Annotated in this window: 19 protein-coding genes and 1 tRNA gene; 5 read left to right on the top strand and 15 right to left on the bottom strand. The window is 65.8% G+C overall.

Annotated elements, in window-relative coordinates; translation table 11 throughout:
- The first annotated feature begins 124 nt into the window (after positions 1-124).
- Complete coding sequence (locus tag ADAD_RS0114790; RefSeq protein ID WP_237700846.1) at positions 125-1,738, top strand: CHASE domain-containing protein; 1,614 nt, start codon at positions 125-127, stop codon at positions 1,736-1,738.
- A 106-nt stretch (positions 1,739-1,844) separates the two neighbouring features.
- On the opposite strand, the gene ADAD_RS0114785 is transcribed toward ADAD_RS0114790, so the two are convergent.
- The 3 genes from ADAD_RS0114785 to ADAD_RS0114775 all read right to left on the bottom strand — a co-directional run bounded on the left by ADAD_RS0114785 (position 1,845) and on the right by ADAD_RS0114775 (position 4,711).
- On the bottom strand, positions 1,845-2,648 hold the full coding sequence (locus ADAD_RS0114785) for a response regulator (RefSeq protein ID WP_010415364.1): 804 nt from the start codon (positions 2,646-2,648) through the stop codon (positions 1,845-1,847).
- Between the two features lie 333 nt (positions 2,649-2,981).
- The gene (locus ADAD_RS0114780) at positions 2,982-3,350 is read right to left on the bottom strand and encodes a response regulator (RefSeq protein ID WP_237700845.1); all 369 of its coding nucleotides are present in this window, start codon (positions 3,348-3,350) and stop codon (positions 2,982-2,984) included.
- Between the two features lie 140 nt (positions 3,351-3,490).
- Positions 3,491-4,711, bottom strand: coding sequence for an N-acetyltransferase (locus ADAD_RS0114775; protein ID WP_237700844.1), 1,221 nt, complete (start codon positions 4,709-4,711; stop codon positions 3,491-3,493).
- Positions 4,712-4,830: 119 nt separating this feature from the next.
- Here ADAD_RS0114775 and ADAD_RS0114770 point away from each other — a divergent pair, with 119 nt between their 5' ends.
- Positions 4,831-5,916: a fatty acid desaturase family protein gene (locus tag ADAD_RS0114770; protein ID WP_029140174.1), complete on the top strand. Its 1,086-nt coding sequence runs from the start codon at positions 4,831-4,833 to the stop codon at positions 5,914-5,916.
- A gap of 55 nt (positions 5,917-5,971) precedes the next feature.
- Here the strand turns inward: ADAD_RS0114770 and ADAD_RS0114765 are convergent, their stop codons facing one another.
- From ADAD_RS0114765 to ADAD_RS0114740, 6 genes are all read right to left on the bottom strand, one after another.
- Positions 5,972-6,505 (bottom strand): GNAT family N-acetyltransferase, encoded by a 534-nt coding sequence (locus ADAD_RS0114765; protein WP_010415357.1) that lies wholly within the window; start codon positions 6,503-6,505, stop codon positions 5,972-5,974.
- Positions 6,502-7,599 carry an LPS export ABC transporter permease LptG gene (gene lptG / locus ADAD_RS0114760; RefSeq protein ID WP_010415354.1) on the bottom strand — a complete coding sequence of 366 codons (1,098 nt, stop codon included), beginning with the start codon at positions 7,597-7,599 and terminating at the stop codon, positions 6,502-6,504. Before lptG ends, ADAD_RS0114765 begins: the two co-directional genes overlap by 4 nt.
- 11 nt (positions 7,600-7,610) lie before the next feature.
- The gene (locus tag ADAD_RS0114755) at positions 7,611-8,834 is read right to left on the bottom strand and encodes an LptF/LptG family permease (protein WP_010415351.1); all 1,224 of its coding nucleotides are present in this window, start codon (positions 8,832-8,834) and stop codon (positions 7,611-7,613) included.
- A gap of 89 nt (positions 8,835-8,923) precedes the next feature.
- Complete coding sequence (gene clpS / locus ADAD_RS0114750; protein ID WP_010415348.1) at positions 8,924-9,268, bottom strand: ATP-dependent Clp protease adapter ClpS; 345 nt, start codon at positions 9,266-9,268, stop codon at positions 8,924-8,926.
- A gap of 308 nt (positions 9,269-9,576) precedes the next feature.
- The gene (locus ADAD_RS0114745) at positions 9,577-10,407 is read right to left on the bottom strand and encodes a phasin family protein (protein WP_010415345.1); all 831 of its coding nucleotides are present in this window, start codon (positions 10,405-10,407) and stop codon (positions 9,577-9,579) included.
- A 113-nt stretch (positions 10,408-10,520) separates the two neighbouring features.
- A complete protein-coding gene (locus ADAD_RS0114740) occupies positions 10,521-12,422 on the bottom strand; it encodes a PHA/PHB synthase family protein (RefSeq protein ID WP_010415342.1) in 1,902 nt (633 codons plus the stop codon).
- A gap of 151 nt (positions 12,423-12,573) precedes the next feature.
- On the opposite strand from ADAD_RS0114740, the gene ADAD_RS0114735 reads away from it, so the two are divergent.
- Together ADAD_RS0114735 and ADAD_RS16145 are read left to right on the top strand one after the other, a co-directional pair.
- Positions 12,574-13,761 carry an LL-diaminopimelate aminotransferase gene (locus ADAD_RS0114735; protein WP_010415340.1) on the top strand — a complete coding sequence of 396 codons (1,188 nt, stop codon included), beginning with the start codon at positions 12,574-12,576 and terminating at the stop codon, positions 13,759-13,761.
- Positions 13,762-13,891: 130 nt separating this feature from the next.
- Positions 13,892-15,118: a crotonase/enoyl-CoA hydratase family protein gene (locus ADAD_RS16145; RefSeq protein ID WP_337442420.1), complete on the top strand. Its 1,227-nt coding sequence runs from the start codon at positions 13,892-13,894 to the stop codon at positions 15,116-15,118.
- A 58-nt stretch (positions 15,119-15,176) separates the two neighbouring features.
- On the opposite strand, the gene ADAD_RS0114725 is transcribed toward ADAD_RS16145, so the two are convergent.
- Complete coding sequence (locus ADAD_RS0114725; protein ID WP_029140173.1) at positions 15,177-15,959, bottom strand: acyl-CoA thioesterase; 783 nt, start codon at positions 15,957-15,959, stop codon at positions 15,177-15,179.
- A 143-nt stretch (positions 15,960-16,102) separates the two neighbouring features.
- Here ADAD_RS0114725 and ADAD_RS0114720 point away from each other — a divergent pair.
- Positions 16,103-16,176, top strand: a tRNA-Cys gene (locus tag ADAD_RS0114720).
- Between the two features lie 15 nt (positions 16,177-16,191).
- On the opposite strand, the gene eda is transcribed toward ADAD_RS0114720, so the two are convergent.
- The 5 genes from eda to zwf are packed head-to-tail and all read right to left on the bottom strand — an operon-like array spanning position 16,192 to position 21,751.
- A complete protein-coding gene (eda, locus tag ADAD_RS0114715) occupies positions 16,192-16,806 on the bottom strand; it encodes a bifunctional 4-hydroxy-2-oxoglutarate aldolase/2-dehydro-3-deoxy-phosphogluconate aldolase (protein ID WP_010415332.1) in 615 nt (204 codons plus the stop codon).
- Entirely contained in the window at positions 16,803-17,774 is a 972-nt protein-coding gene (glk, locus tag ADAD_RS0114710) for a glucokinase (protein WP_010415330.1), read from the bottom strand. The genes eda and glk overlap by 4 nt, the downstream gene beginning before the upstream one ends.
- Positions 17,771-19,591, bottom strand: a complete 1,821-nt coding sequence (gene edd, locus ADAD_RS0114705; protein ID WP_010415329.1) for a phosphogluconate dehydratase — start codon at positions 19,589-19,591, stop codon at positions 17,771-17,773. The genes glk and edd overlap by 4 nt, the downstream gene beginning before the upstream one ends.
- A complete protein-coding gene (gene pgl / locus ADAD_RS0114700) occupies positions 19,588-20,313 on the bottom strand; it encodes a 6-phosphogluconolactonase (protein ID WP_029140172.1) in 726 nt (241 codons plus the stop codon). The genes edd and pgl overlap by 4 nt, the downstream gene beginning before the upstream one ends.
- Positions 20,306-21,751 (bottom strand): glucose-6-phosphate dehydrogenase, encoded by a 1,446-nt coding sequence (gene zwf, locus ADAD_RS0114695; RefSeq protein ID WP_010415324.1) that lies wholly within the window; start codon positions 21,749-21,751, stop codon positions 20,306-20,308. The genes pgl and zwf overlap by 8 nt, the downstream gene beginning before the upstream one ends.
- Positions 21,752-21,769 lie beyond the last annotated feature (18 nt).

The following is a 21,769-nucleotide window of genomic DNA, read 5'->3' as shown; positions in this document are numbered from 1 at the left end:
AACAGAGCACGCGCCCGCCAAGCCAGGGTGCAAGACACAAGCCGGAGTACAAGTGGCGTCCGATTCCGCACTCCCTGTACGTCGCTTCCGACGTTGGCTGATCTATTACCCGCGCGCAGTGCCGGTGATCATTTTTCTGCTGATCACCGCGATCACCGCGCTCAGCGTTTTTGCGATCGAGCGCGGCGAGCGCCAGCGCGAGAAGGCCGTTCTGGGCGAAACGACGCAGGTGATTGCGTCTTCGCTCGACCGGCGGGTCAACACCAGCGGGTCCTACCTGATTGCCGGTGCCGCGCTCATCAGCACGCTCGACCGGGTGCCGGCCAACCTGTTTCGCCGCTTCGCCACCGAGCTGCGGCTGGATGCGGATTATCGCGGATCGGTAGGGATCGGGTGGAGCCCGATCGTGCCACGCGGCCAGATCGATGCGTTCGAAAGGCTGGTATCGTCGGAAACCGGCCAGGCCTTCGACATCGAGCCCAGGCCATCGCGCGAAAGCAACTTCGCGGTTCCCGTGACCTTCTTCGAACCGATGAAGGAAGAAAGCCGCCTTGCCGTCGGCTTCAACATGTATTCCGAGAAAACCCGGCGCGAGGCGATGCAGGAGGCCATCCGGACCGGACGGCCGACCGCCAGCGGCAAGCTCGATCTGGTCCAGAACCGCGAGAGCGCGCGTGCGGGGTTCATCGTCTACATGCCGGTGTTCGAACCCGGTACCGATCAGGAGCTGATCCGCGGCTTCGTTTACAGCCCGTTCAATTCACAGAATTTTCTCGATTCGGTGCTGACCCGCGAACTGGTCGGCGGGCGCGGCGTGAGGCTGTACGACGGGGCGCCCGAGCCCGCCAATCTGATCGCGTCCCATGCGCCCGAACGGCTCACGGGCAATGTCACGCGCATCGAAGTGCAGCTTGCCGATCGACCGATGACCGTGGAGGTGGAAAGCGCCCGCGGCGATGCACTGTCCCTGCTGTCCATGATCACGCTGCTGTTCGGAATCGCAGTGGCCAGCCTTTCGATGCTGGTCGCGCGGCTGCTGACCCAGCAGGCGCATGAAGACCAGGCCGCGCTGGATTTCTATGCGGAGCAGAACTCCATCCGCAATTCGCTGACGCGCGAGCTCAATCACCGGGTCAAGAACACGCTGGCCAATGTGCTCTCCATCGTCGCTCTCACCCGCCGGCGCGCCAGTTCGCTGGAGGATTTCGCCAGCGGTCTCGACGGGCGCATTCGCGCGCTTTCGGCCACGCACGACCTGCTGACCCAGTCCGAATGGGGCACCACTCCGCTACGCGCCGTCCTGGAGGCGGAGCTGGCGCCCTATGCGAACACCCAGGACGATACGCTGCATTTCGAAGGGCCCGAAGTGGAGCTTGCGCCCAATGATGCGCTCTCCTTCGGCCTGGCGATCCACGAGCTGGCCACCAATGCTTCCAAATACGGCGCGCTTTCCGTGGAGGAAGGGCGGCTGTCGGTCACATGGTCGCGGCTGGAGGCCGGTCTGGTGGAGGTCGTCTGGCAGGAGGCGGGCGGTCCCCCGGTTCCGCAGACCCGCTCGCGCGGGTTCGGTACCGAACTGATCGAGAAGATCGTCGCGCACGAGCTGAAGCACCCGGTCGATCTGCGCTTCGCACCGGAAGGCGTGCGCTGCGTCCTGCAGGTCCCGGTGCGCAAGCCGACCGAATTCCGCATGCGCGCGCGCAGCAAGAAGCTGGGCGATCATCAGCCCGAGGGCTGAGGCCGCGTGCCGGTCGCCGCCGCACCGCAGAAAACCCGTAACCAAACCAGAAAGGGCCCCGCAATCGCGGAGCCCTTCTTCGTATCGGGTCGGTCGGTAGACCGCGTCAGGCGTTGGCGTCTTCGCGGTTCGAATTGAAGAACAGTGCCTGGCTGATTGCCGCGCGCACCGTGGCTTCCTGGAACGGCTTGGTCACCAGGTAGGTCGGTTCGGGCCGGTCGCCGGTCAGCAGGCGTTCGGGGTAGGCGGTGATGAAGATCACCGGCACGCTGCCGATGCTCAGAATATCGTCCACCGCGTCGAGCCCGGAGGACCCGTCGGCAAGCTGGATATCCGCCAGCACCAGGCCCGGGGTCTTCTGCGCGACGACTTCCTGCGCCTGCGTGCGGGTGGCGGCGGTGCCGCAGATGTCGTGGCCCAGCCCGCGCACCAGATCTTCCAGCTGCATGGAGATCAGCGGCTCGTCCTCGATGATGAGCACGCTGGTGGCGGATTCGCGATCGATCTCGGCAATCGCGTCCTGCACCATCTTTTCGACCTCTTCGGCCGGGATTTCCATGATTTCGGACGATTGTTCGATCGTGAAATCTTCCAGCGTGGTCAGCAGCAGCGCCTGCCGGTTGAGCGGGGTGACGTTCTGGAGGCGGTCGGCCTCCACGTCGCCCGGCAGGTCCGCGCCTTCGGCGCCCTGATCGGCAACTTCGAGATAGGCGCTGGACCAGACCTTGTTGAACGCGCGGTAGAGCGGCACGCGGCCGCCTTCGAGCGAGGCTTTGAGGTCGTCATCGGCCAGCGCGGCCTCCAGCGTGGCGCGTACGAAAGCGTCGCCGGTTTGCTGCGATCCGGTGAGCGCGCGCGCGTAGCGGCGCAGGTAAGGGAGGTTCGCAGCGACATTTTCACCAATGGACATAAATTCTCTTTCCCGTCTGAACCTTCCTCGCAACGTGCGGCGTGAAGGGCGGTTCCAAGGCTTGGGCTCTAGCCGCCGAAGAGGAGATATCAAAAAAAATTGTCGGGCGTGGAACCCGGGCGGGTGCGGTGCATTTTCCCTGTATCACCGCCGAGACCCCCCTCCCGTCCAAGCGGCTGGTGATACGATCCCGAAGGCCTTCGTTCCGTTAACAGACGGATCGAAGGCCTTTTTTTTTGCCGTCCGGTTGCCGGCGACGGGTGAGCCTGCCGCATGGGGGCAGGGCCCCCGCCTGAGCGGCAGCGGCAGCGGCGCATTGTGATAAAGGTGGTGTCAGTCTCGCCGCAGGCGGGAGAACAGGCCGGTGCGTGCCCGCGCGCGGGCAAGCTCCACCAGGCGTTCGAAATCGTACGGCTTGGCGAGAACCGGTCCCAGATCGGCGATGTCCTCGGGGATTTCCTGCGGCGATCCGGTGGCGAAGATGACCCTGGGCGCATCCGCACCGAGCGCGCGGAGCAGCTCGGCGATCGCCCAGCCATCGCCTCTGTCTGCCAGGTGAACGTCGAGGATCACCGTCTCGAACCGCTCGTCGCGCAGGGTGTCGGTCGCCTGCGCGGTGCTCGCAGCGATGACCACGCGGCTCGCGCCTGCATCCAGAAGCGCATCCTCCACCGCAAGGGCCAGGGCTGCGTCGTCTTCCACCACAAGCACGGGGCCGAACTTTCGAGTCTTGCCTGAAGGGGCGCCATCCGGCGGCATAGTCTTATTCGTCCCTGGTGAAAAACCGTGCCGGTGATGGGCAGGGTCAGACAATCGAACGACGCGGGGTGCCGGGCGTTCCGCTATAAATGCTTCTCGTAGATGATGTATTCGCGGTTGATCCGGCTGTCGATGGTATCCGCGATGGCCACCATCCCCTGGTTGTCCTCGAGAATCCAGCCGATCTCGCCGCGCTTGGAATCGAACAGGTCCGATGCCGAGCGGCGGATTTCGTCGATCATCATGAAGGCGAGCTGGCCCGCCAGCTGCGAATTGTGCAGCCGGCTGCGCACGCCCATCAGCGGCACGCGCATGCCCGCACCCCTGGGTTTGCGCAGCCAGCGCAGCGTCGAAATCCAGCCGAAGGGGAACAGCTTGCCCTTGGTGCGCGCCAGCAGATCGTTGATGTCGGGCAGGGTGAGCATGAAGGCGACCGGCTCTCCGTCCAGCTCCGCGATCCGGTTGAGTTCAGGATGGACCAGCGGCTTCAGTTTCTTGCCGGTATGCGCGACCTCGGCTTCGGTCAGGGGCACGAAGCCCCAGTTACCCGACCATGCATCGTTGAGGATCTCGAGAATGATCTCGATCTCGCTCTGGTAATTCTGCAGATCCACCTCGCGCACGCGAATCCGCGGATTGCGTTCGCCCGACCTCACGATCCGGCGGACCAGCGGCGGGAATTCCTGCGAAATGTCCAGGTCGTAGGTGTGGAGCCGCTTTGCGGGCCGGTACCCGTGTGCGGTGATGAAGTCCGCATACTGCGCCGGGTGATGACCCATCATGATCATCGGCGCATGATCCTGCCCGCGCACCAGCAGGCCCGGCTCTTCCCAGATCGACATCGAAATCGGGCCGAGCACGCGCGTCATGCCCTTGGCCCTGAGCCAGTCTTCCGCCAGCCGGAGCAGCGCATCGGCCACTGCCTGATCCTCGGCATCGAAATAGCCGAACATGCCGGTGCCGGGCCCCATGCCCTGTTCGGCGGGCACTTCGAGTGCGAGCCGGTCTATATGCGCGCTGATCCGCCCGACCGGCCGGCCTGCGCGGTGGGCGATGAAAAGCTGCACGTCGGCGTGACCGAAGAAAGGGTTCTTTTCCGGATGGACGAGCTCGAGCTGTTCCGAACGCAGTTGCGGCACCGCGTGCGGCACCTGCGCGGCAAAGCGGCGGCCCAGGTCGACGAAGGCCTCGCGGCCGCGCTTGCCGGTAGCAGGCTCGATCACTATATCGCCGCCCGGCGCAGAGGCGCCGAGGCCGTCGGTGGTTGCATCCGTCACTTGCGTGTCCCGTATCTGCTTGTGCATTTTGGCCCCTGTGTCTCCCGCGCGCGCCGGACGCAAGCCAGTCGATCATTCCGGCCGGGCGGATGCGTTTGGCTCGCTGGAGAAACTGCAGTAATACGCGCCCTCAACAAAGCCCCCTTATGACTATGCATCAGACAATCGACCCAGCCCAGCCCGCACCCGTGCGCGCGAACCGCCTTCAGTTCATGGCGCAGGACGACAAGGCGATGCTGCGCGCCGCGCGCGACCTGACCAAGGGTCTCGGCGAAGCGAAGCCGTCGGTCTACTGGCCCGACATGCTGCTGTCGGCGGGCCTTGGCTATGCGGGCATCGCAGTTGCGATCCTTTCGGGCAATCTCGCGGTGCAGATCGCCGCGGGGCTCGTCGCGGCGCTGGCGTTCTATCGCGCGCTGATGTTCATCCACGAGCTGACGCATATCCACAAGAAGGCTCTGCGGGGCTTCCGCACCGGCTGGAACGTGCTGGTTGGCATCCCTTTGCTGACCCCTAGTTTCATGTACGAGGGCGTCCATACGATCCACCACAAGCGCACGCAGTACGGCACGGTGGAGGATCCCGAATACCTGCCGCTGGCTCTGATGAAGCCGTGGAGCCTTCCGCTGTTCGTGGCTGTCGCATTGCTGGCGCCCGTGGCGCTGCTGTTCCGCTTCGCGGTGCTGGTGCCGCTTGGCGTCGTCATCCCCGCGGTGCGCCGTTTCACCTGGCAGCGGCTCTCTTCGCTCTCGATCAATCCCGATTTCCGCCGGAAGGCACCCGAAGGCGATTTCGGCAAGCGGGTGCGCTGGCAGGAAGCGGGTGCCGCCGTGTGGGCGATCGCGCTGCTTGCCAGCCCGCTCGCCTTCGGCTGGCGGCCGCTGCTGATCGCGCTCGCCATCCTGTCGCTCACCGCGCTGCTCAACCAGCTGCGCACGCTGGTGGCGCACCTGTGGGAGAACGAGGGGGAGGCGATGACCGTGACCGCGCAGTTCCTCGATTCGGTCAACGTGCCCCCGCCCGGGATCGCGGCGGAAATCTGGGCGCCGGTGGGCCTGCGCTACCACGCGCTGCACCACCTGATGCCCTCCATGCCCTATCACGACCTGCCCGAAGCGCACCGCCGCCTCGCGCGCGAGCTGGGCGTCGGTTCGACCTACGAGGGGGCGAACCACCCCGGGATGCTGGTGCTGGTGGGCAAGATTGCGCGCAGCACGATGCTCAAGCGCTAAGGAATCAGGCGCCTGATCGGCACGGTCCCGCGCTTGTGCAGGCCGCGCCGAAAGCTCACGGCAGATCGCGGACCATCGCGACGCGCGAACCGGGCGGCATGCCGTGCGCTTCCTCGCGTGCGAGCTCCTGCGCGAGGCGGGCATTGTCCGCCGAATCGCGATCGACGAACCCCAGCCTGCGATAGAAGGGCGCGTTCCACGGAACCTCGTCGAAGGTCGTCAGCGTGATGGCGGTGAAGCCCGAATTGCCTGCATCGATGATGCAGCCGCGCAGCAGGGCCGCACCGATCCCGCGCCCCTGCCAGTCGGGATGGACGCTCAATTCCCACACGTGAAGCTCGCGCCCGAAAGGCTCGGTCGCGATGAAGCCGACCGGCGTCCCCGTGTCCGCCACCGCGACGAGGCAGTGACCGCGCGCGATATAGCGGCGCAGGCGTTCGGCCGGGATCGGCTCCTGCGCGGCGATATGGCGAAGCGGCTCGATCCGTTCGAACATCGTGGCGGCGGCGCGCTCGATCGCGGGCAGGGCATCGGCATCGCCGGCTCGCGCAAGCCGGATCGACCAGTCGGTTTCGCCGTGTCCGCTCATTCTTCCGTGCGCACGAGAACCGTCTCACCGATCAGCAGGAACAGGAAGAACGGTGCCCACGCGGCGAGGAAGGGCGGATAGCCGCCGAAATCGCCCATGGCGAGCGCGGCATTGTCGATCACGAAATAGGCAAAGCCCAGAAACATGCCCGCCACCGCGCGCGCGAAAAGCTGGCCCGATCGGGCCAGCCCGAAGCCCGCGACCGCGCCCAGGATCGGCATCAGGACGGCCGATAGCGGCCCTGAAATCTTGTGCCAGTAATTGGCCTCCAGCTCTCCGGTATCGCGCCCGGCCGCCTTGTAGGCATCGATGGAATCGCCAAGCTGCCAGAAGGGCTGCGCAGTCGGATCGACCGAGGCGAGTTCGATCTGCGCGGGCGTGATGCCGGGCGCCACGATCACCTCGGCAGGCTCGGCAAGGCTTGCCGTGCCGATGGTGAAGACGCGCGGCGCCTGCATCGCCCAGCCGCCATTCCCGCGGATCGCCAGTTCCGCATCGATCTGCTGGATGATTTCCCCGCTCGGGCTGCGGCGGTAGAAGGTCACATCGTTCAGGCGCGGCGCGGGGCCGCCCTTTTCGTAGCTGCGCGCGGTCAGGATGTTCGGGCCGTCGACCAGATAGATGATGCCGCTTTTCTCGGGCGCGTCGGGCAGGGCGCCGAATTCGGTATCCTCCCATGCCGTCAGTTCGGCCGCGGCGCGCGTCACCACCCTTTCATTGAAGGCGAAGCTTGCCAGAGAGACGACCATCGCGGTCAGGATCAGCGGGGCCAAGACCTGGTGGGCGGAAAGCCCGGCGGCCTTCATTGCGATGACTTCGCTGTTCTGGTTCAGCGTGACCAGCGTGATGATCGTGGCGAGCAGCACCGAATAGGGCAGGAAGCGCTGGATCAGCAGCGGCACGCGCAGCGATGCGTAATGCCACAGGTCCGCCTCGCTGTTGCCTTCGACCGCAAGGATTTCCCCGCTGGTCGACAGCAGGTCGAGCATCATCAGCACGAGCACCAGCATCACCAGCACCGCGAGGATGCGCAGGCTGAACATCTTCGCCAGATAAAGCGTCAGCGTGCGCGAGGGAAAGAAATCGAACGTCATGCGAGGGGCCGTCAGCTACCCTGTTCGGCAAGGGCGTTGGCGCGTCGGCGGCGGGGCCGCAGGATCCGGCCGAGCCACTTCACCAGTTTGGAGAAAACGTTTTCGAGCGCGCCGATCGGCTGGCCGCCCGGCACATAGGCGATCTGCCAGAACCACCACAGGATCAGCCCGACGAAGATGACGAACGGTCCCCACAGCCCCAGCGTCGGATCGATCCGGCCCAGCGCGGCGAAGTCCTGCATGTACTGGTTGATCTTGTGATAGGCGACCACGAGGACCACCGCGACGAATACGCCGAGCGCGCTGGTCGATCGCTTGGGCGGGATCGCAAGAGCCACCGCGAGCAGCGGCAGGAACGCCATCATCGCCAGTTCGACCAGCCGGTAGTTCAGGCTGGCCTGGCTGGCATTGCGGGTGTCCTCGCTCGCATTGTCGCTCCACCCCATCTGCAGCAGTTCGGGCAGGATATATTCCGCCTCCGCCTCGCCGCGCTGGCGGAAGCTCTCGATGGTCGGCAGGTCGATCGGGAGGTCGTGCATGGCAAAGCTGAGCACGCGGGGTGATTGCCCGTCGGGGTCCTGCACGATGGTGCCATTGGACAGGCGCAGGATGATCGTGTCGGGATCGTCGCTGGTGGACAGGAAGCGTCCTTCGCGCGCGCTGATGGAGAGCGTTTGTCCGTCCTGCGTGTTGATCCGCGCGAAGATGCCTTTCAGCTCGCGCCCCGATTCCTCGCTTTCCTCGATCCGCAGCGCCATCCGGTCCGCCAGGGTGGTGAATTCGCCCACCTTGATCGACGCGCCCAGCGCGCCCGAGCGCAGATCGAACTGCAGTTCCTCATAGTAATACTTGGATACCGGCTGGATGTAGAACACCAGCGCGGCGTTGATCGCCATTAGCGTCAGCGTGATGGCGTAGGGAACCCGCAGAAGCCGCGTGTAGCTGAGGCCGACCGCGCGCATCACGTCCAGCTCGCTCGACAGGGCGAGCTGGCGGAAGGCGAATAGCGTGCCGAGCAGCAGGCCCAGCGGAATGGCGAGGCTGGCATAATCGGGCAGCAGCGCGCCCAGCATGCGGAACACGACGCCCACCGGCCCCCCCTCGGTCGACACGAAGCGGAACAGCCGCAGCATCTGGTCCAGCACCAGCAGCGACGCGGCAAGCACGAACACGCCCAGCAGCGGCACGATCACCAGCCGGAAGATGTATCGGTCGAGTCGCGAAGTGAAGGGCAAGGGAAGTCCCGCGGGTGATTGCGTCTGTGCCCCAGGCCCTAGCGGCAAAGCGGGCCTTCGTCATCCGCGTGTTTTCAGAGACTGGTGGCTCAGGCCTTCTCCAGCGTGCATTGCAGCGGGTGTTCGTTCTGGCGGGCGAAATCCATCACCTGGTTCACCTTTGTTTCCGCCACTTCGTAGGGGAAAATCCCGCATACGCCGACGCCGCGCTGGTGAACGTGGAGCATCACCTGTGTCGCCTCGTCCAGATCCATGCGGAAGAACCGCTTGAGGACCATCACGACGAACTCCATCGGCGTGTAATCGTCGTTCAGCATCAGCACCTTGTACTGGCTCGGCTTCTTGGGCTTCGCACGCGTCTTGGTGGCGACGCCGACGGATGGATTGGCGGGCCGCCCCTCGTTGTCGTCGCCATCGGTTCCGTCGTCGGCCATGCAATGGATGGCCGGCATACGAGCGGTTTCCGGGCCGTACGAGGAAATCCTCTGAGAAGCGGGGCTGGCTGGTTCACGCATAGCGACACAGTATCGTAACGCCCGCGCAATCCGCAAGAGAGGGTGCGGAAGGCAGGGCAAGAAGGACGGGGGGAAGGCGCCATTGGTGCGGGCGCCGGGCTTCAGAAGGCGAGGGCCAGATGATCAGGGCCAAAAGGCAAGGGGCCGGACGATCGTGTCGCCCGGCCCCCGGCCCTGGTTCCGACTGCCCGCGCTCACGCGCCGGGCATCGGCCAATTCGCTCACCCTCAGGCGGCGACCTTGTTCATCTTTTCGACCGCTTCGCTCACGCGGCTGGTCAGCGGGGCCATCGCGTCGTTGGTCAGCTTGATCCAGGCTTCGGTGTTCTTCGAACCGGCGGCAACCGCGTTGTCGAACGAACGGCGCATGATGTCGCCCTGCAGCTTCACCAGCTCGGTCGGCGACTTGGCGGCGGCCATCAGGCGGGCATCTTCGCTGATCTGGTCGGCCGCCTTGCGGCTTTCCTCGACCGCTTCACGGGTCATGTCCTGCATGCCGGTGAAGAGGATCTTGCCCGCTTCGGCCATTGCTTCGGCATTGGCGCGCTGGAAGGTGACCATTTCACCGGTCATTTCCGTGCCCTTTTCGTACATGCCGGCAAGGCGGGTCTGCATTTCGTTGGCCATGTTGCTGGCCATGTCGGCGGTTTTGGTCTGGGTCTTGGTAGCCATGGTGGTGTCCTTGGGTCTGGAGGTTTTTGCGGTGCGCTTGGCACCCGATTTGGTAGTGGTTTTCTTCTGAGCGGTGGTCTTCGCGGCCGACGTTTTCGCAGGAGCCTTCTTCGCCGGAGCCTTGGCAGCCTTGGCGACGGCGGCCTTCTTGCGCGGCGCGGCCTTTTTCGGCTTCGGTGCGGCTTCAGCCTTCACCGGTTCGGCCTTGGCGGGCGCGGCTGCCTTTGCGGCAGGCTTCGCCTCAGCCTTGGCAGCAGCCGGTGCCGGAGTTTCCGCCGGAGCCGCCGGGGCCTCTTCAGCGGGCTTGCTGCCGGATTTCGCTTCGACGGCGCTTTCATACGCCTTCTGCGCGGCGGCATCGCCCTTGGTATCGGTTTCGTCGGCCATGAAGAATCTCACGTTTCTTGCTGCAATGCACAAATATGCCCTCCAGCAAGAATATTCAAGCCTTTTTTGTGCAGTGCACAAAAGGCGTTAGCCAGCTGTAATATCGCCCTTTATCAGCGTTCCTTCACGTAGCGGCCCGGGGCGGGTTCGATCACCTTGTCCTTCTGGCCGCTGCCGGGCTTGCGCTTGCCGCGCGCCTGTAGCTCCTTGCTGTCCTGCGCCCGGATCCACTCGATCCAGTCGGGCCACCAGCTTCCGGGATGCTCGGTTGCACCCGCGCGGAATTCCTCCAGCGTGTCGACGTCCCCGTCCTCGTTGATCCAGTACTGGTACTTGCCTGCGGCGGGCGGATTGACGACGCCTGCAATATGGCCGGACCCGGCAAGCACGAAGCGCAGCGGCCCGCGAAAATGCTCGGTGATCTTCCACACGCTAGCTGCGGGGGCGATGTGATCGTCCTTGCCTGCCTGCACATAGGTGGGCACTTCCACCTTCCTCAGGTCGATCGGCGTGCCCAGCGCCTGCAGCCGTCCCGGTTTCACCAGCAGATTGTCGCGGTAGAGGTCCTGCAGATAGTCCCGGTGCCACTTGGCGGGCAGGTTGGTCACATCGCCGTTCCAGTGGAGCAGATCGAAGGCGGTGTGATCCTCCCCCAGCAGGTAGTTGCGCACGACGTAGTTCCAGATCAGATCGTTGCCGCGCAGCAGGTTGAAGGTCGCGGCCATGAACCGCCCGTCCAGATAGCCGTCGCGCTTCAGCCCCTGGATCGCGGCGATCTGCTGATCGTCGACGAAATGCAGCAGGTCGCCAGCGTCGGTGAAATCGATCTGGGCGGTGAAGAAGGTCGCGCTCTTGACCTTGTCGGCTTCCTCGCGCGAGGCGAGCAGGGCGAGCGTCGCGGCCAGCGTCGTGCCTGCCACGCAGTAGCCGATCGCATGGACGTGGGGCTGTCGCAGCCGCTTTCGCACATGGTCGATCGCCTCGATCTGGGCAGCGATGTAATCGTCCCAGACGATATCCTTCATCGAGGCGTCGGCCGATTTCCAGCTGACCATGAACACGGTAAGCCCCTGATCGAGGGCCCACTTCACGAAGCTCTTCTTCTCGTTGAGGTCGAGGATGTAGAACCGGTTGATCCACGGCGGGAAGATGATCAGCGGCACGCTCAGCACCTTTTCGGTGGTCGGCTCGTACTGGATCAGCTGGTACAGCGGCGTTTCGAACACGACCTGGCCCGGCGTGGCCGCGATATCCTCCCCCACGGTGAAGGCCTGCGGGTCCGAATGGGTCAGCTGGCCCTTCTGCAGGTCCTGCAGAAGGTTCTGCATGCCCTTGACCAGGCTTTCGCCGCGCGTTTCCATGATGCGATCGAGCACGATCGGATTGGTCGCCGCGAAATTGGCCGGGCTGAGCGCTTCGGCCATCGCCTGCGTGGCGAATTTCAGCTGCTCTCTCTTGGCGTGATCGACATGATCCATCTTCTCCACCATCGCCAGAACGCGTTCGGTGAGCAGGAGATAGGTCTGATGGATCAACGCGAAGATCGGCTGTTCGCGCCAGCGCGGGTCGGCAAAGCGCCGGTCCTCGCGGGGCAGCTCGGCATCGCCGCCAGCCGCGTCCTGCGAGTCGCCCGGCGGGACCAGCAGTGCCTGCCACAATTGCGCGCTTTCCGCCCACCAGCGCTGCTGTTCCGCCGGATCGGCAAAGGGCAGCTGCTCGGTCCAGGTCTCGAACATGGCGAACCACTTGGCCGGCCATTCGGCAGGATCGCCCGCCATCATCTCGCTGGTGGCCTCGATCGCGTTGGTCTGGCAGAATTCCAGCCACATCGTCTGGAGGCGGGTGGCGTTCTCCGCCCACTTCTGGAGGTCGGCCATCGGAAGCGGTGCAGCATCCGCGCCTGCCGTGGACGGCTGGGTCAGCGGGGCGAACATCATCTGGGTCCAGCGCGCCTGCGCTTCCAGCATCGCTGCGAACGGATCGGTTCCGGAAGGATCAGGTGTCGTGTCCGCCATCGCATCGGTCCTCTCTTGTCGCTAAGAGGCCGCATCCCATCGGGATCGACTGCCGGAAAATTCTGGGCGTCCTCTCGCTAGCAACAATTGCACAGAAGCGCGCGGCGTTCCAGAATGGGGATAGTGATGCGCGAACCAGCGGGAGCAAGGCTTGAGCGACGACCAGTTCTACCGGATGCGGCGATTGCCGCCCTACGTGATCGCCGAAGTGAATGCGATGCGACACGCGGCCCGGCGGGCGGGGCGCGACATCATCGATCTTGGCATGGGCAATCCCGATCATCCCCCGCCGCAGCATGTGATCGACAAGCTGTGCGAGGTTGCCGGGAAGCCATCCGCGCACGGCTATAGCCAGTCGCGCGGAATTCCCGGCCTGCGCAAGGCCCAGGCGAATTACTACGGCCGCCGCTTCAACGTCGATCTCGACCCGGAGCGCGAGGTGGTCGTCACCATGGGATCGAAGGAGGGGCTATCCTCGATGGCCACCGCCATCGTGGCGCCGGGCGACGTGGTGCTCGCGCCGAGCCCGTCCTACCCGATCCACACCTATGGCTTCATTATCGCGGGCGCGACGATCCGCTCCGTGCCGACCACGCCGGACGAAGCTTATTGGGAAGCGCTCGATCAGGCGATGGCCTATACCTCGCCGCGGCCGAGCGTGCTGGTGGTCAACTACCCCAGCAACCCGACGGCGGAGACCGTCGACCTCGCCTTCTATGAACGGCTGGTTGCCTGGGCGCGGGAGAACAAGGTCTGGGTCCTCTCCGACCTTGCCTATTCGGAACTCTATTACGACGGGAAGCCGACCCGTTCGATCCTGGAAGTGCCGGGCGCGAAGGAATGCGCGGTCGAATTCACTTCCATGTCCAAGACCTATTCCATGGCCGGGTGGCGGATGGGCTTTGCGGTCGGCAACCCCCAGCTGATCGCGGCGCTGACCCGGGTGAAGTCCTACCTCGATTACGGGGCCTTCACGCCGATCCAGGCGGCGGCGTGCGCCGCGCTCAACGGCCCGCAGGACATCGTCGAGGAAAACCGCCTGCGCTACCAGAACCGGCGCGACGTGATGGTGGAGGCCTTCGGGCGGGCGGGCTGGGAAATCCCCACCCCACCAGCGAGCATGTTCGCCTGGGCCCCCCTGCCGCCGGGCTTCCACAACATGGGCAGCCTGGAATTCTCGAAGCAGTTGCTGGAGGAAGCGGGCGTCGCGGTGGCGGCGGGTATCGGCTACGGCGAGGAAGGCGAAGGCTACGTGCGGATCGCCATGGTCGAGAACGAGCAGCGCATCCGGCAGGCGGCGCGCAACGTGAAACGCTTCCTCCAACGCGAAGGAAGCTGACACGGGCCGAACAGGCCTGCCCCGGCTAGGTCCAACTCCCTAAGCAGCCACGCTGAATTGCTCCCCTGCCGCCAGGCTTTAGCCTCGGGGCAGGACGATCGGGCAATGGGACGGCGAGGCGGCGGGGCGCGTGCACACAGCGCAGGCACTGATTGCGCGGCAGATGCAGGCCGGGCCGTTGTGGCTCGACCTGTTTCACCGCGATGCCTCCTGCAGGGGGCGCTGGCTGGCGCTCCATCCGCGCGAGTTTGCGCTGCTGTGGCGGCTGGCGGAGACGCCGGGGCGTACGGTGTCCCAGCGCACATTGCTCTCCGACGTCTGGCGGCTTTCCATGGAGCCGGGCACCAACCGGGTCGCGGTGCATGTGGCACGGCTGCGGCGCAAGCTGGATGGCGTGGGGCTGGGCCGGTTGATCGCCACGGATGGGGCGGGCTACCGGCTCGATCTTGCGCCTGCCCCTTCGTGCAGGCTGGACAGCGCACCGCGCTTGCGCGACGAAGCCTGCTCGAAAACCAAAAGCGGCACGCAAGGGGAGAGCCCGAGAATGGCAACACAGGCGGACGAAAAGCGCGTCGAGACGCAGCTTGGCGATAATGGCATCATGCATGTCCGGCTCAACCGGCCGGACAAGATGAATGCGCTCGACCCGGAGATGTTCACCGCGATCATCGCGGCGGGCGAGGCGCTGATGGAGCGCAAGGACGTGCGCGTCGTGGTGCTCTCGGGCGAGGGACGCAGCTTTTGCGCCGGGCTCGATACGTCGAGCTTCGCGCGTGAGCCGGGATCGAACGAACCTGCGCTGACCGACCGGACCTATGGCGATTCGAACAAGTACCAGCAGGTCGCCACGGTCTGGCGCAAGCTGCCGATGCCGGTGATCGCGGCGGTCCACGGCGTGTGCTTCGGCGGCGGGATGCAGATTGCCAGCGGAGCCGATATCCGCGTGGCCGCGCCCGATACGCGCATGGCGATCATGGAAATGAAATGGGGCCTGGTGCCCGACATGGGCGGCTATCACCTGTGGCGCGGGCTGGTGCGCGACGACGTGCTGCGCGAACTGGTCTACACCAATCGCGAATTCACCGGCGAAGAGGCGCTGCGGCTGGGGCTGACAACCTTCGTTGCCGACGATCCGCTGGCGAAGGCGAACGAGATCGCCGCCACCATCGCGCAGCGCAACCCGGACGCGATCCGCGCGGCCAAGCGCCTTTCCAACCGCATGCATGACGAGCGCGGGGAAGACATGCTGATGGCGGAAAGCGAGGAACAGGCAGGCGTGATCCGCCAGCCGAACCAGATCGAAGCCGTGATGGCCGGGATGGCCAAGCGGACGCCCGAGTTCGGCGATGCATCCTAGCTTTATGGACTGACCCGCTGCCCCGCTTTGGCGGGGCGGGAGGTCCAAAGAAGAAACCTCAGCCGAACACCGCCACGGCCTGCTGGCCCACCATGACCAGCTGGCCGTCGGCATTCCACAGGCGCAGGCGTTCGCTCGAATAGCCGGCATCCGCATGGTCGCTTGCCGTTTCGGCCAGCCACCACCCTTCGCGCGTCCGGGCTTCGGGATCGAGGATATTGATCGCCCAGTTCATCGAGCTCAGCGGGCCGGGTCGCTCCATCACGCGGATCGCGCTGGGCGCGTTGACATCGCCGAGCAGGACCGAACGGCTGACGGGATCGAGCCCGTCGTCGTTCTTCAGGCGGACCCACCGGCGCATGACGGGCACGGCCTCTTCGTGACCGCCCGAAGGCTCGGCGCGGCGAATTTCGAACTGGTGCTGGATGAAAGCCGGGCCCTTGCCGACCATCATCGGCTCGGCGTCCTCGAAAGGCACCGGCGCCGGGCTGACGGGCGGGGCGCGATGTACGCCATTGGGCTCTCGTGCGGCGCCGAACAGCCAGAAGGATGTAAGGCCCGGCTTTCCATCGACCAGCAGGTCCACACGCACCTGCGTCACATTGCGGCCCTGCCGGATGATCTCCGCGCGCGGGGTCACGTCCGCACCCACCGGCGCGACGAAAGCCACCTGGGCGGAGCGCAGCGGGGGCAGATCGGGAAAGGCACGGATGGCGGCGGTGTAGGCAATCAGCGCGCTCGCCCCGCCATAAAGCGTGCGGCCCTGCAGCCATTCCTGCGCGGGGAGGGTAACGGGTTCGCCATTTCCGGCGATGGGTTCCAGCATTGCGGTAATCGACATGGGGCCGGGTCTTATACCAAGCTTCGGCGAAGGGAAGCCGTGCTTGCGCGATACCGCGCCAAAACCGGATCGTTCAAAAGCTGATTGAACTGCGCGGCACGAGCCGCTAGACGCCCCGCTTCGCGCCTAGCCCGCAAAGTCGGGGCCCGATGGCGGAGTGGTTACGCAGAGGACTGCAAATCCTTGCACGCCGGTTCGATTCCGGCTCGGGCCTCCACCTTTTCGCGAAGAGCTATCCGGCCAGCGCCGCCGCTTTGGCCGCGCGCTCCCGAATCGCATCGAAGTCGAGCGGCTTGGGCCCGATCAGCCAGCTCCCGCCCACGCACAGCACCTGATCGAGGGCAAGCCAGTCTGCCGCCGTATCCTGCTTGATGCCCCCCGTGGGGCAGAACTTGAGGTCGCCGAACGGCCCGGTGAGCGCCTTGAGCGCTGGAATCCCGCCATTCGCCTCTGCCGGGAAGAACTTGAAGTGCTTCAGCCCCAGGTCGAGCCCGCGCATGATGTCGCCCGCATTGGCGACGCCGGGCAGCAGCGGCACCCCGGCGCTCGCCGCGGCATGGGCTAGCGGCTCGGTAAGCCCGGGCGAAACGATGAACTCCGCGCCCGCCGCCACGCAGTCGTCCAGCTGCTGCTTGTTGGTGACCGTGCCCGCGCCGACGATGGCGCCGGGCACCAGGTTCATGCGCTTGATCGCTTCCAGCGCGCAGTCGGTGCGCAGCGTCACCTCGAGAACCTTGAGCCCGCTTTCCACCAGCGCTTCGGCGATGGGGCGTGCATCGTGCACATCGTCGATCACCAGAACGGGGATGACGGGCGCGGTGCGCATGATCTGTTCGATGGGCTTCACGATGAATGCTCCCTGGCAAAGGCGGCGGCTGCCCCGAACAGTCCCGGTTCGGGGTGGGTGATGATCTTGACGGGCACGCTTGCCATAAGCGCTTCGTAGCGCCCTTTGGCGGCAAATCTTTCGGCAAAGCCCGACTGCGGCAGTATTTCCGAGAGCCTTTGGCCGAGCCCACCGGCCAGCACAACACTGCCCGGGCCGTGCGCCAGCGCCAGATCGCCGGTGACCGAGCCAAGGCTGAGGCAGAAACGGTCCAGCGCGCGGCGCAGCAGCGTGTCCTCGCCCGCCAGCGCGCGGGTCCACAAGGCGGTGTCGTCGCCCTCCGGGGCTGCGATGCCATCGATCGCGGCCAGCGTTTCGGCGAAGGCGCGCAGGCCCGGGCCGGATACCACCCGTTCTACCGAAACGCGACCGAAGCGCGTGCGCAGGTGGGAGAGCAGGCGTTCCTCCACCTCGTCCAGCGGGGCGAAGTCGATATGGCCGCCTTCGGTCGGCACCACCTGGCCGCTCTCGGGCAGCAGCAGCGCAACGCCAAGCCCGGTCCCCGGCCCGACGATAGTGCAGGGCCTGTCGCGCGGGAGGGGTTGGTCCGGCCCGGCGACAGGACGCAGGTCGTCTTCGTGCGCGGCACCGACGGCATGCCCGATGGCCGCGAAATCATTGAGGAAAACCGCGTGCTCCAGCGCCAGATCGCGGCGAATCTCGTCGAACCGGAGACGCCACGGGCTGTTGGTCATCTGCACGCCCCCGCCGCGCAGCGGACCGGCAATCGCAAAGGCGGCGGCAGACGGAAGCTGTCGCCCGATCCGGTCCGCGAAAGCCCGGAAGGCGGCGGGCAGACCGGGGAAATCCGCGGTCGGCAGCTTCACCGGTTCGCCAAGCGCGATCTCGCCCGCCGCATAGGTGGCGAGGGCAAAGCGGGCATTGGTGCCGCCGATATCGGCGACGACGATCTCTCGCGCTTCGCTCACAGCCCCGCTTCGGCCAGCATCGCGCTGCCGCCCTTTTCCGCCGGATCGCTGTGATGACGCAGCATGGCGAAAAGCTCGCGGCCCGTGCCCATTTCGGGCGGTGGCGCGGCGGCGAGTTCGCGCGCGTCCCACTCGCTCGCGCCGACCAGCGCCTCCAGTGTGCCCGTGGTGGCGCATACGCGGACCATGTCGCCGTCGCGGACCTTGGCCAGCGGGCCGCCGTGGAAGGCTTCGGGCGAAACGTGGATGGCGCTGGGCACCTTGCCGCTCGCGCCGGACATGCGCCCGTCCGTCACCAGCGCGACCTTGTAGCCCCGGTCCTGAAGCACGCCGAGCGGAGAGGTCAGCTTGTGCAGTTCGGGCATGCCGTTGGCTGCCGGACCCTGAAAGCGCAGCACCACGACGACATCGCGGTCCAGCTCGCCCGCCTTGAACGCCTCTGCCACGGCATGCTGGTCGGAGAAGACGCGCGCGGGTGCCTCGATCGTGTGCCGCTCGGGGTCGACCGCGCTGACCTTCATCGTGGCGCGGCCCAGATTGCCCTCCAGCAGGGCGAGGCCGCCATCCTTGCGGAACGGATCGGTGACGGGCTTGAGCAGCGTTTCGTCCCGGCTCTCCTGCGCGGCGGGTTTCCACACGAGGCTGTCGCCATCCATCACCGGCTCGCGCGCGCCCTCGGCCAGCGACTGGCCGTACACGGTCAGGATATCGCCATGGGCCAGCCCCGCATCCAGCAATTCGCGGATCACGTAAGGCATGCCGCCCGCAGCGTGGAAGTAGTTAATGTCGCCCGCCCCGTTGGGATAGACGCTGGCGATCAGCGGGACGATGTCGCTCAGTTCGTCCATATCGTCCCAGTCGAGCACGATGCCCGCCGCGCGCGCGATGGCGGGCAGGTGGATCACGTGGTTGGTCGATCCGCCCGTGGCGAGAAGGCCGACCACCGCGTTCACGATGGCCTTCTCGTCGATGCAGTGGCCGAGCGGGCGATAGTCCTCACCATCCCAGCCGATCTCGGTCATCCGGTGGACGGCGGCGCGCGTCAGTTCCTGCCGCAGCTTGTTGCCCGGATTGACGAAGCTGGAGCCGGGCATGTGCAGCCCCATCATCTCCATCATCATCTGGTTGGAATTGGCCGTGCCGTAGAAGGTGCAGGTGCCCGCGCCGTGATAGCTCGCGCTTTCGGCCTCCAGCAGTTCGTCCTCGCTCACCTTGCCCTCGGCGTAGAGCTGGCGGACGCGGATCTTTTCCTTGTTGGCGAGGCCAGAGGGCATGGGCCCTGCAGGCACCAGGATCGTGGGCAGGTGGCCGAAGCGCAACGTGCCGATCAGCAGGCCGGGCACGATCTTGTCGCAGATGCCCAGCAACAGCGCACCTTCGAACATTCCGTGCGACAGGCCGACCGCGGTGCCCATCGCGATCACGTCGCGGCTGAACAGCGACAGCTCCATCGAATCCTGCCCCTGCGTCACCCCGTCGCACATGGCGGGCACGCCGCCCGCGACCTGCGCGGTGGAGCCACGCTCGCGCGCGAAGACCTTTATCAGTTCGGGGTAGCGCCCGTATGGCTGATGCGCGCTCAGCATGTCGTTATAGGCGGTGACGATGCCGATATTCATCGCGGTGCCCGCCTTGATGGTCGGCTTGTCCTCCCCGCTCGCCGCGAAACCGTGTGCCAGGTTGCCGCTGGACAGGGTGGGGCGATGCACGCCTTCGTCGCGCTGCCGGTCGATCAGGTCGAGATAGCGTCGGCGGCTGTCCTTCGAGCGTTCGATGATCCGGTCGGTAACTTTGGCGAGCGTGGGATGCAGGCTCATGCGGGGCTCCAGTAGAATTCGCCGGACACTTCGCCGGACGCGGACCCGAACACGACACCGACCGGAAAACGGCTCTTGTACCCGTCGGACAGGGCTTCGAGCAGCACCATGCGTTTATCCTCTCCGCGCAGCGACACCATGCGGTGGCGGGCGGATCGGATGGCGTGCACGCTCAGCGTGATGCGCGCGACGGGTGCTTCGGGCGGAAGCGGATCGGGCGTGACCTTCAGCGCGCGGGCTTCGGTTTCGATTGCTTCCCGATAGTCCGGGCCGCGAAAGATGCTGGCGGTGTGGCCGTCCCCGCCCACGCCCAGCCATACAAGGTCGGGCGGCCAGGGCAGATCGGCGAGGCGACGATTGGCGCTCTCTGCATGCGTAGCGCCCGAGGCGACGTCATCCACCAGCGGGATCAACCGGGCGCCGGTGCCGCCGAAATAGCGATCGAGCATGGCGAAGTTGGAAAGCGGATCGTCGTGATCCACGATCCGGTCGTCGCCCGGAAGGATGGAGACCTTCGACCAGTCGAGCGGGCGCCGGGCCAGCAGTTCGAAGGCCGGGACGGGCGTGGAGCCGCCCGGGAAGGCGACGACGGCATGCCCCCTTTCGGCAATGGCGCTTTCCACGATTGCCGCCACCCGATCCGCGCAGGCCGCAGCCATTGCGGCGCCATCTTCTAAGGTGTGCCAGCCTTTCGGTGTCCAGAGGCGGGGTTCGTCACTCATGCCAGCTCACTCCGTCGCGTTCGGTCAGCGCGACCGATGCGCTCGGCCCCCAGCTGCCCGCGCTGTAGCTCTTGGGGGCGATGGCTTCCTTGCTCCACACCGCGCGGATCGCGTCGATCCACTTCCACTGCGCCTCCACCTCGTCGCGGCGGACGAACAGCGTCGGGTCTCCGTCCACCAGATCCAGCAGCAGGCGTTCGTAGGCGATCCGCCGCCGGGCCTTGGAGAATGCCTGGGTGAGCGAGAGGTCCAGCGGAACTTCGCGCAGGGTCACCCCGTCGCGGTCCATCCCCGGCTCCTTCGCCATCACCATCAGGCGGACATGTTCTTCCGGCTGCAGGCGGATCACCAGCCGGTTCGCGGCCAGCTTCCCGCCGCGTTCGGCGAAGATGTTGTGCGGCACGCATTTGAACTGGATCACGATTTCGCTGCGGCGTTCCGCCATGCGCTTGCCGGTGCGCAGGTAGAAGGGCACGCCCTGCCAGCGCCAGTTTTCGACATGGGCCTTCAGCGCCACGAAGGTTTCGGTGTCGGATGGCTCGCCCAGATCGTCGGTATAGGAACCCACGACTTCGCCGCCCACGGCGCCGCCCGCATACTGGCCGCGCACCATTTCCTCGGCGGCGACGGGGCGCAGGCAGCGCAGCACCTTCACCTTCTCGTCGCGCACGCTGGTGGCGTCGAAATCGGCCGGCGGCTCCATCGCGATCAGCGCCAGCAATTGCAGCATGTGGTTCTGCACCATGTCCCGCAGCGCGCCGGTCTCGTCGTAGAAGGCATTGCGCCCTTCGAGCCCCACGGTCTCGCCGATGGTGATCTCCACGTGGTCGATCCCGTTGGCATTCCACAGCGGTTCGAACATGGCGTTGGCGAAGCGCAGCGCCATCAGGTTCTGGACGGTTTCCTTGCCCAGATAGTGGTCGATCCGGAAAATCCGGTCCTCGTCGAACGCGCTGGCAACCGCATCGTTGATGACGCGCGAACTGGCGAGATCGTTGCCGAGCGGCTTTTCCAGCCCGATGCGCACGTTCTCGCCCGCAAGGCCCGCCGATTGCAGCCCGCGAATGGTGGGTTCGAACAGGAAGGGCGCGGTCGACAGGAAGATGGCGAGCCCGCCCGAGATATCGCCGAGTCTGGCAGCCAGATCGTCGAACCCCTCCAGGGTCGATGCGTCGAGCGACTGGTAGCGCAGGTGCCCCAGGAAGGTGGCGATCTTCGCTTCGTCCTTGCGGTCTTCGGGCAGGTATTCGTCCAGGGCCTCGCGTGCGATTTCACGATATTCGTCGTCGGACAGAGCGCTGCGCGCGGTCCCGAAGATGCGCAGGTCTTCCGCGATCAGGCCATCCTCGTGAAGGGCGTAGAGCGAGGGCAGCAGCATGCGCTTGGCGAGATCGCCCGTGGCGCCGAACAGCAGCAGGGTGGAAGAGGATGTGGGCATTGCGGGGGTCGGTTCCTC

It is taken from the genome of Citromicrobium sp. JLT1363, assembly GCF_000186705.1.
Lineage (GTDB): Bacteria > Pseudomonadota > Alphaproteobacteria > Sphingomonadales > Sphingomonadaceae > Alteriqipengyuania.
Note: the sequence above shows the minus strand (reverse complement) of the source record. Positions and strands in the feature narration are given on the sequence as shown.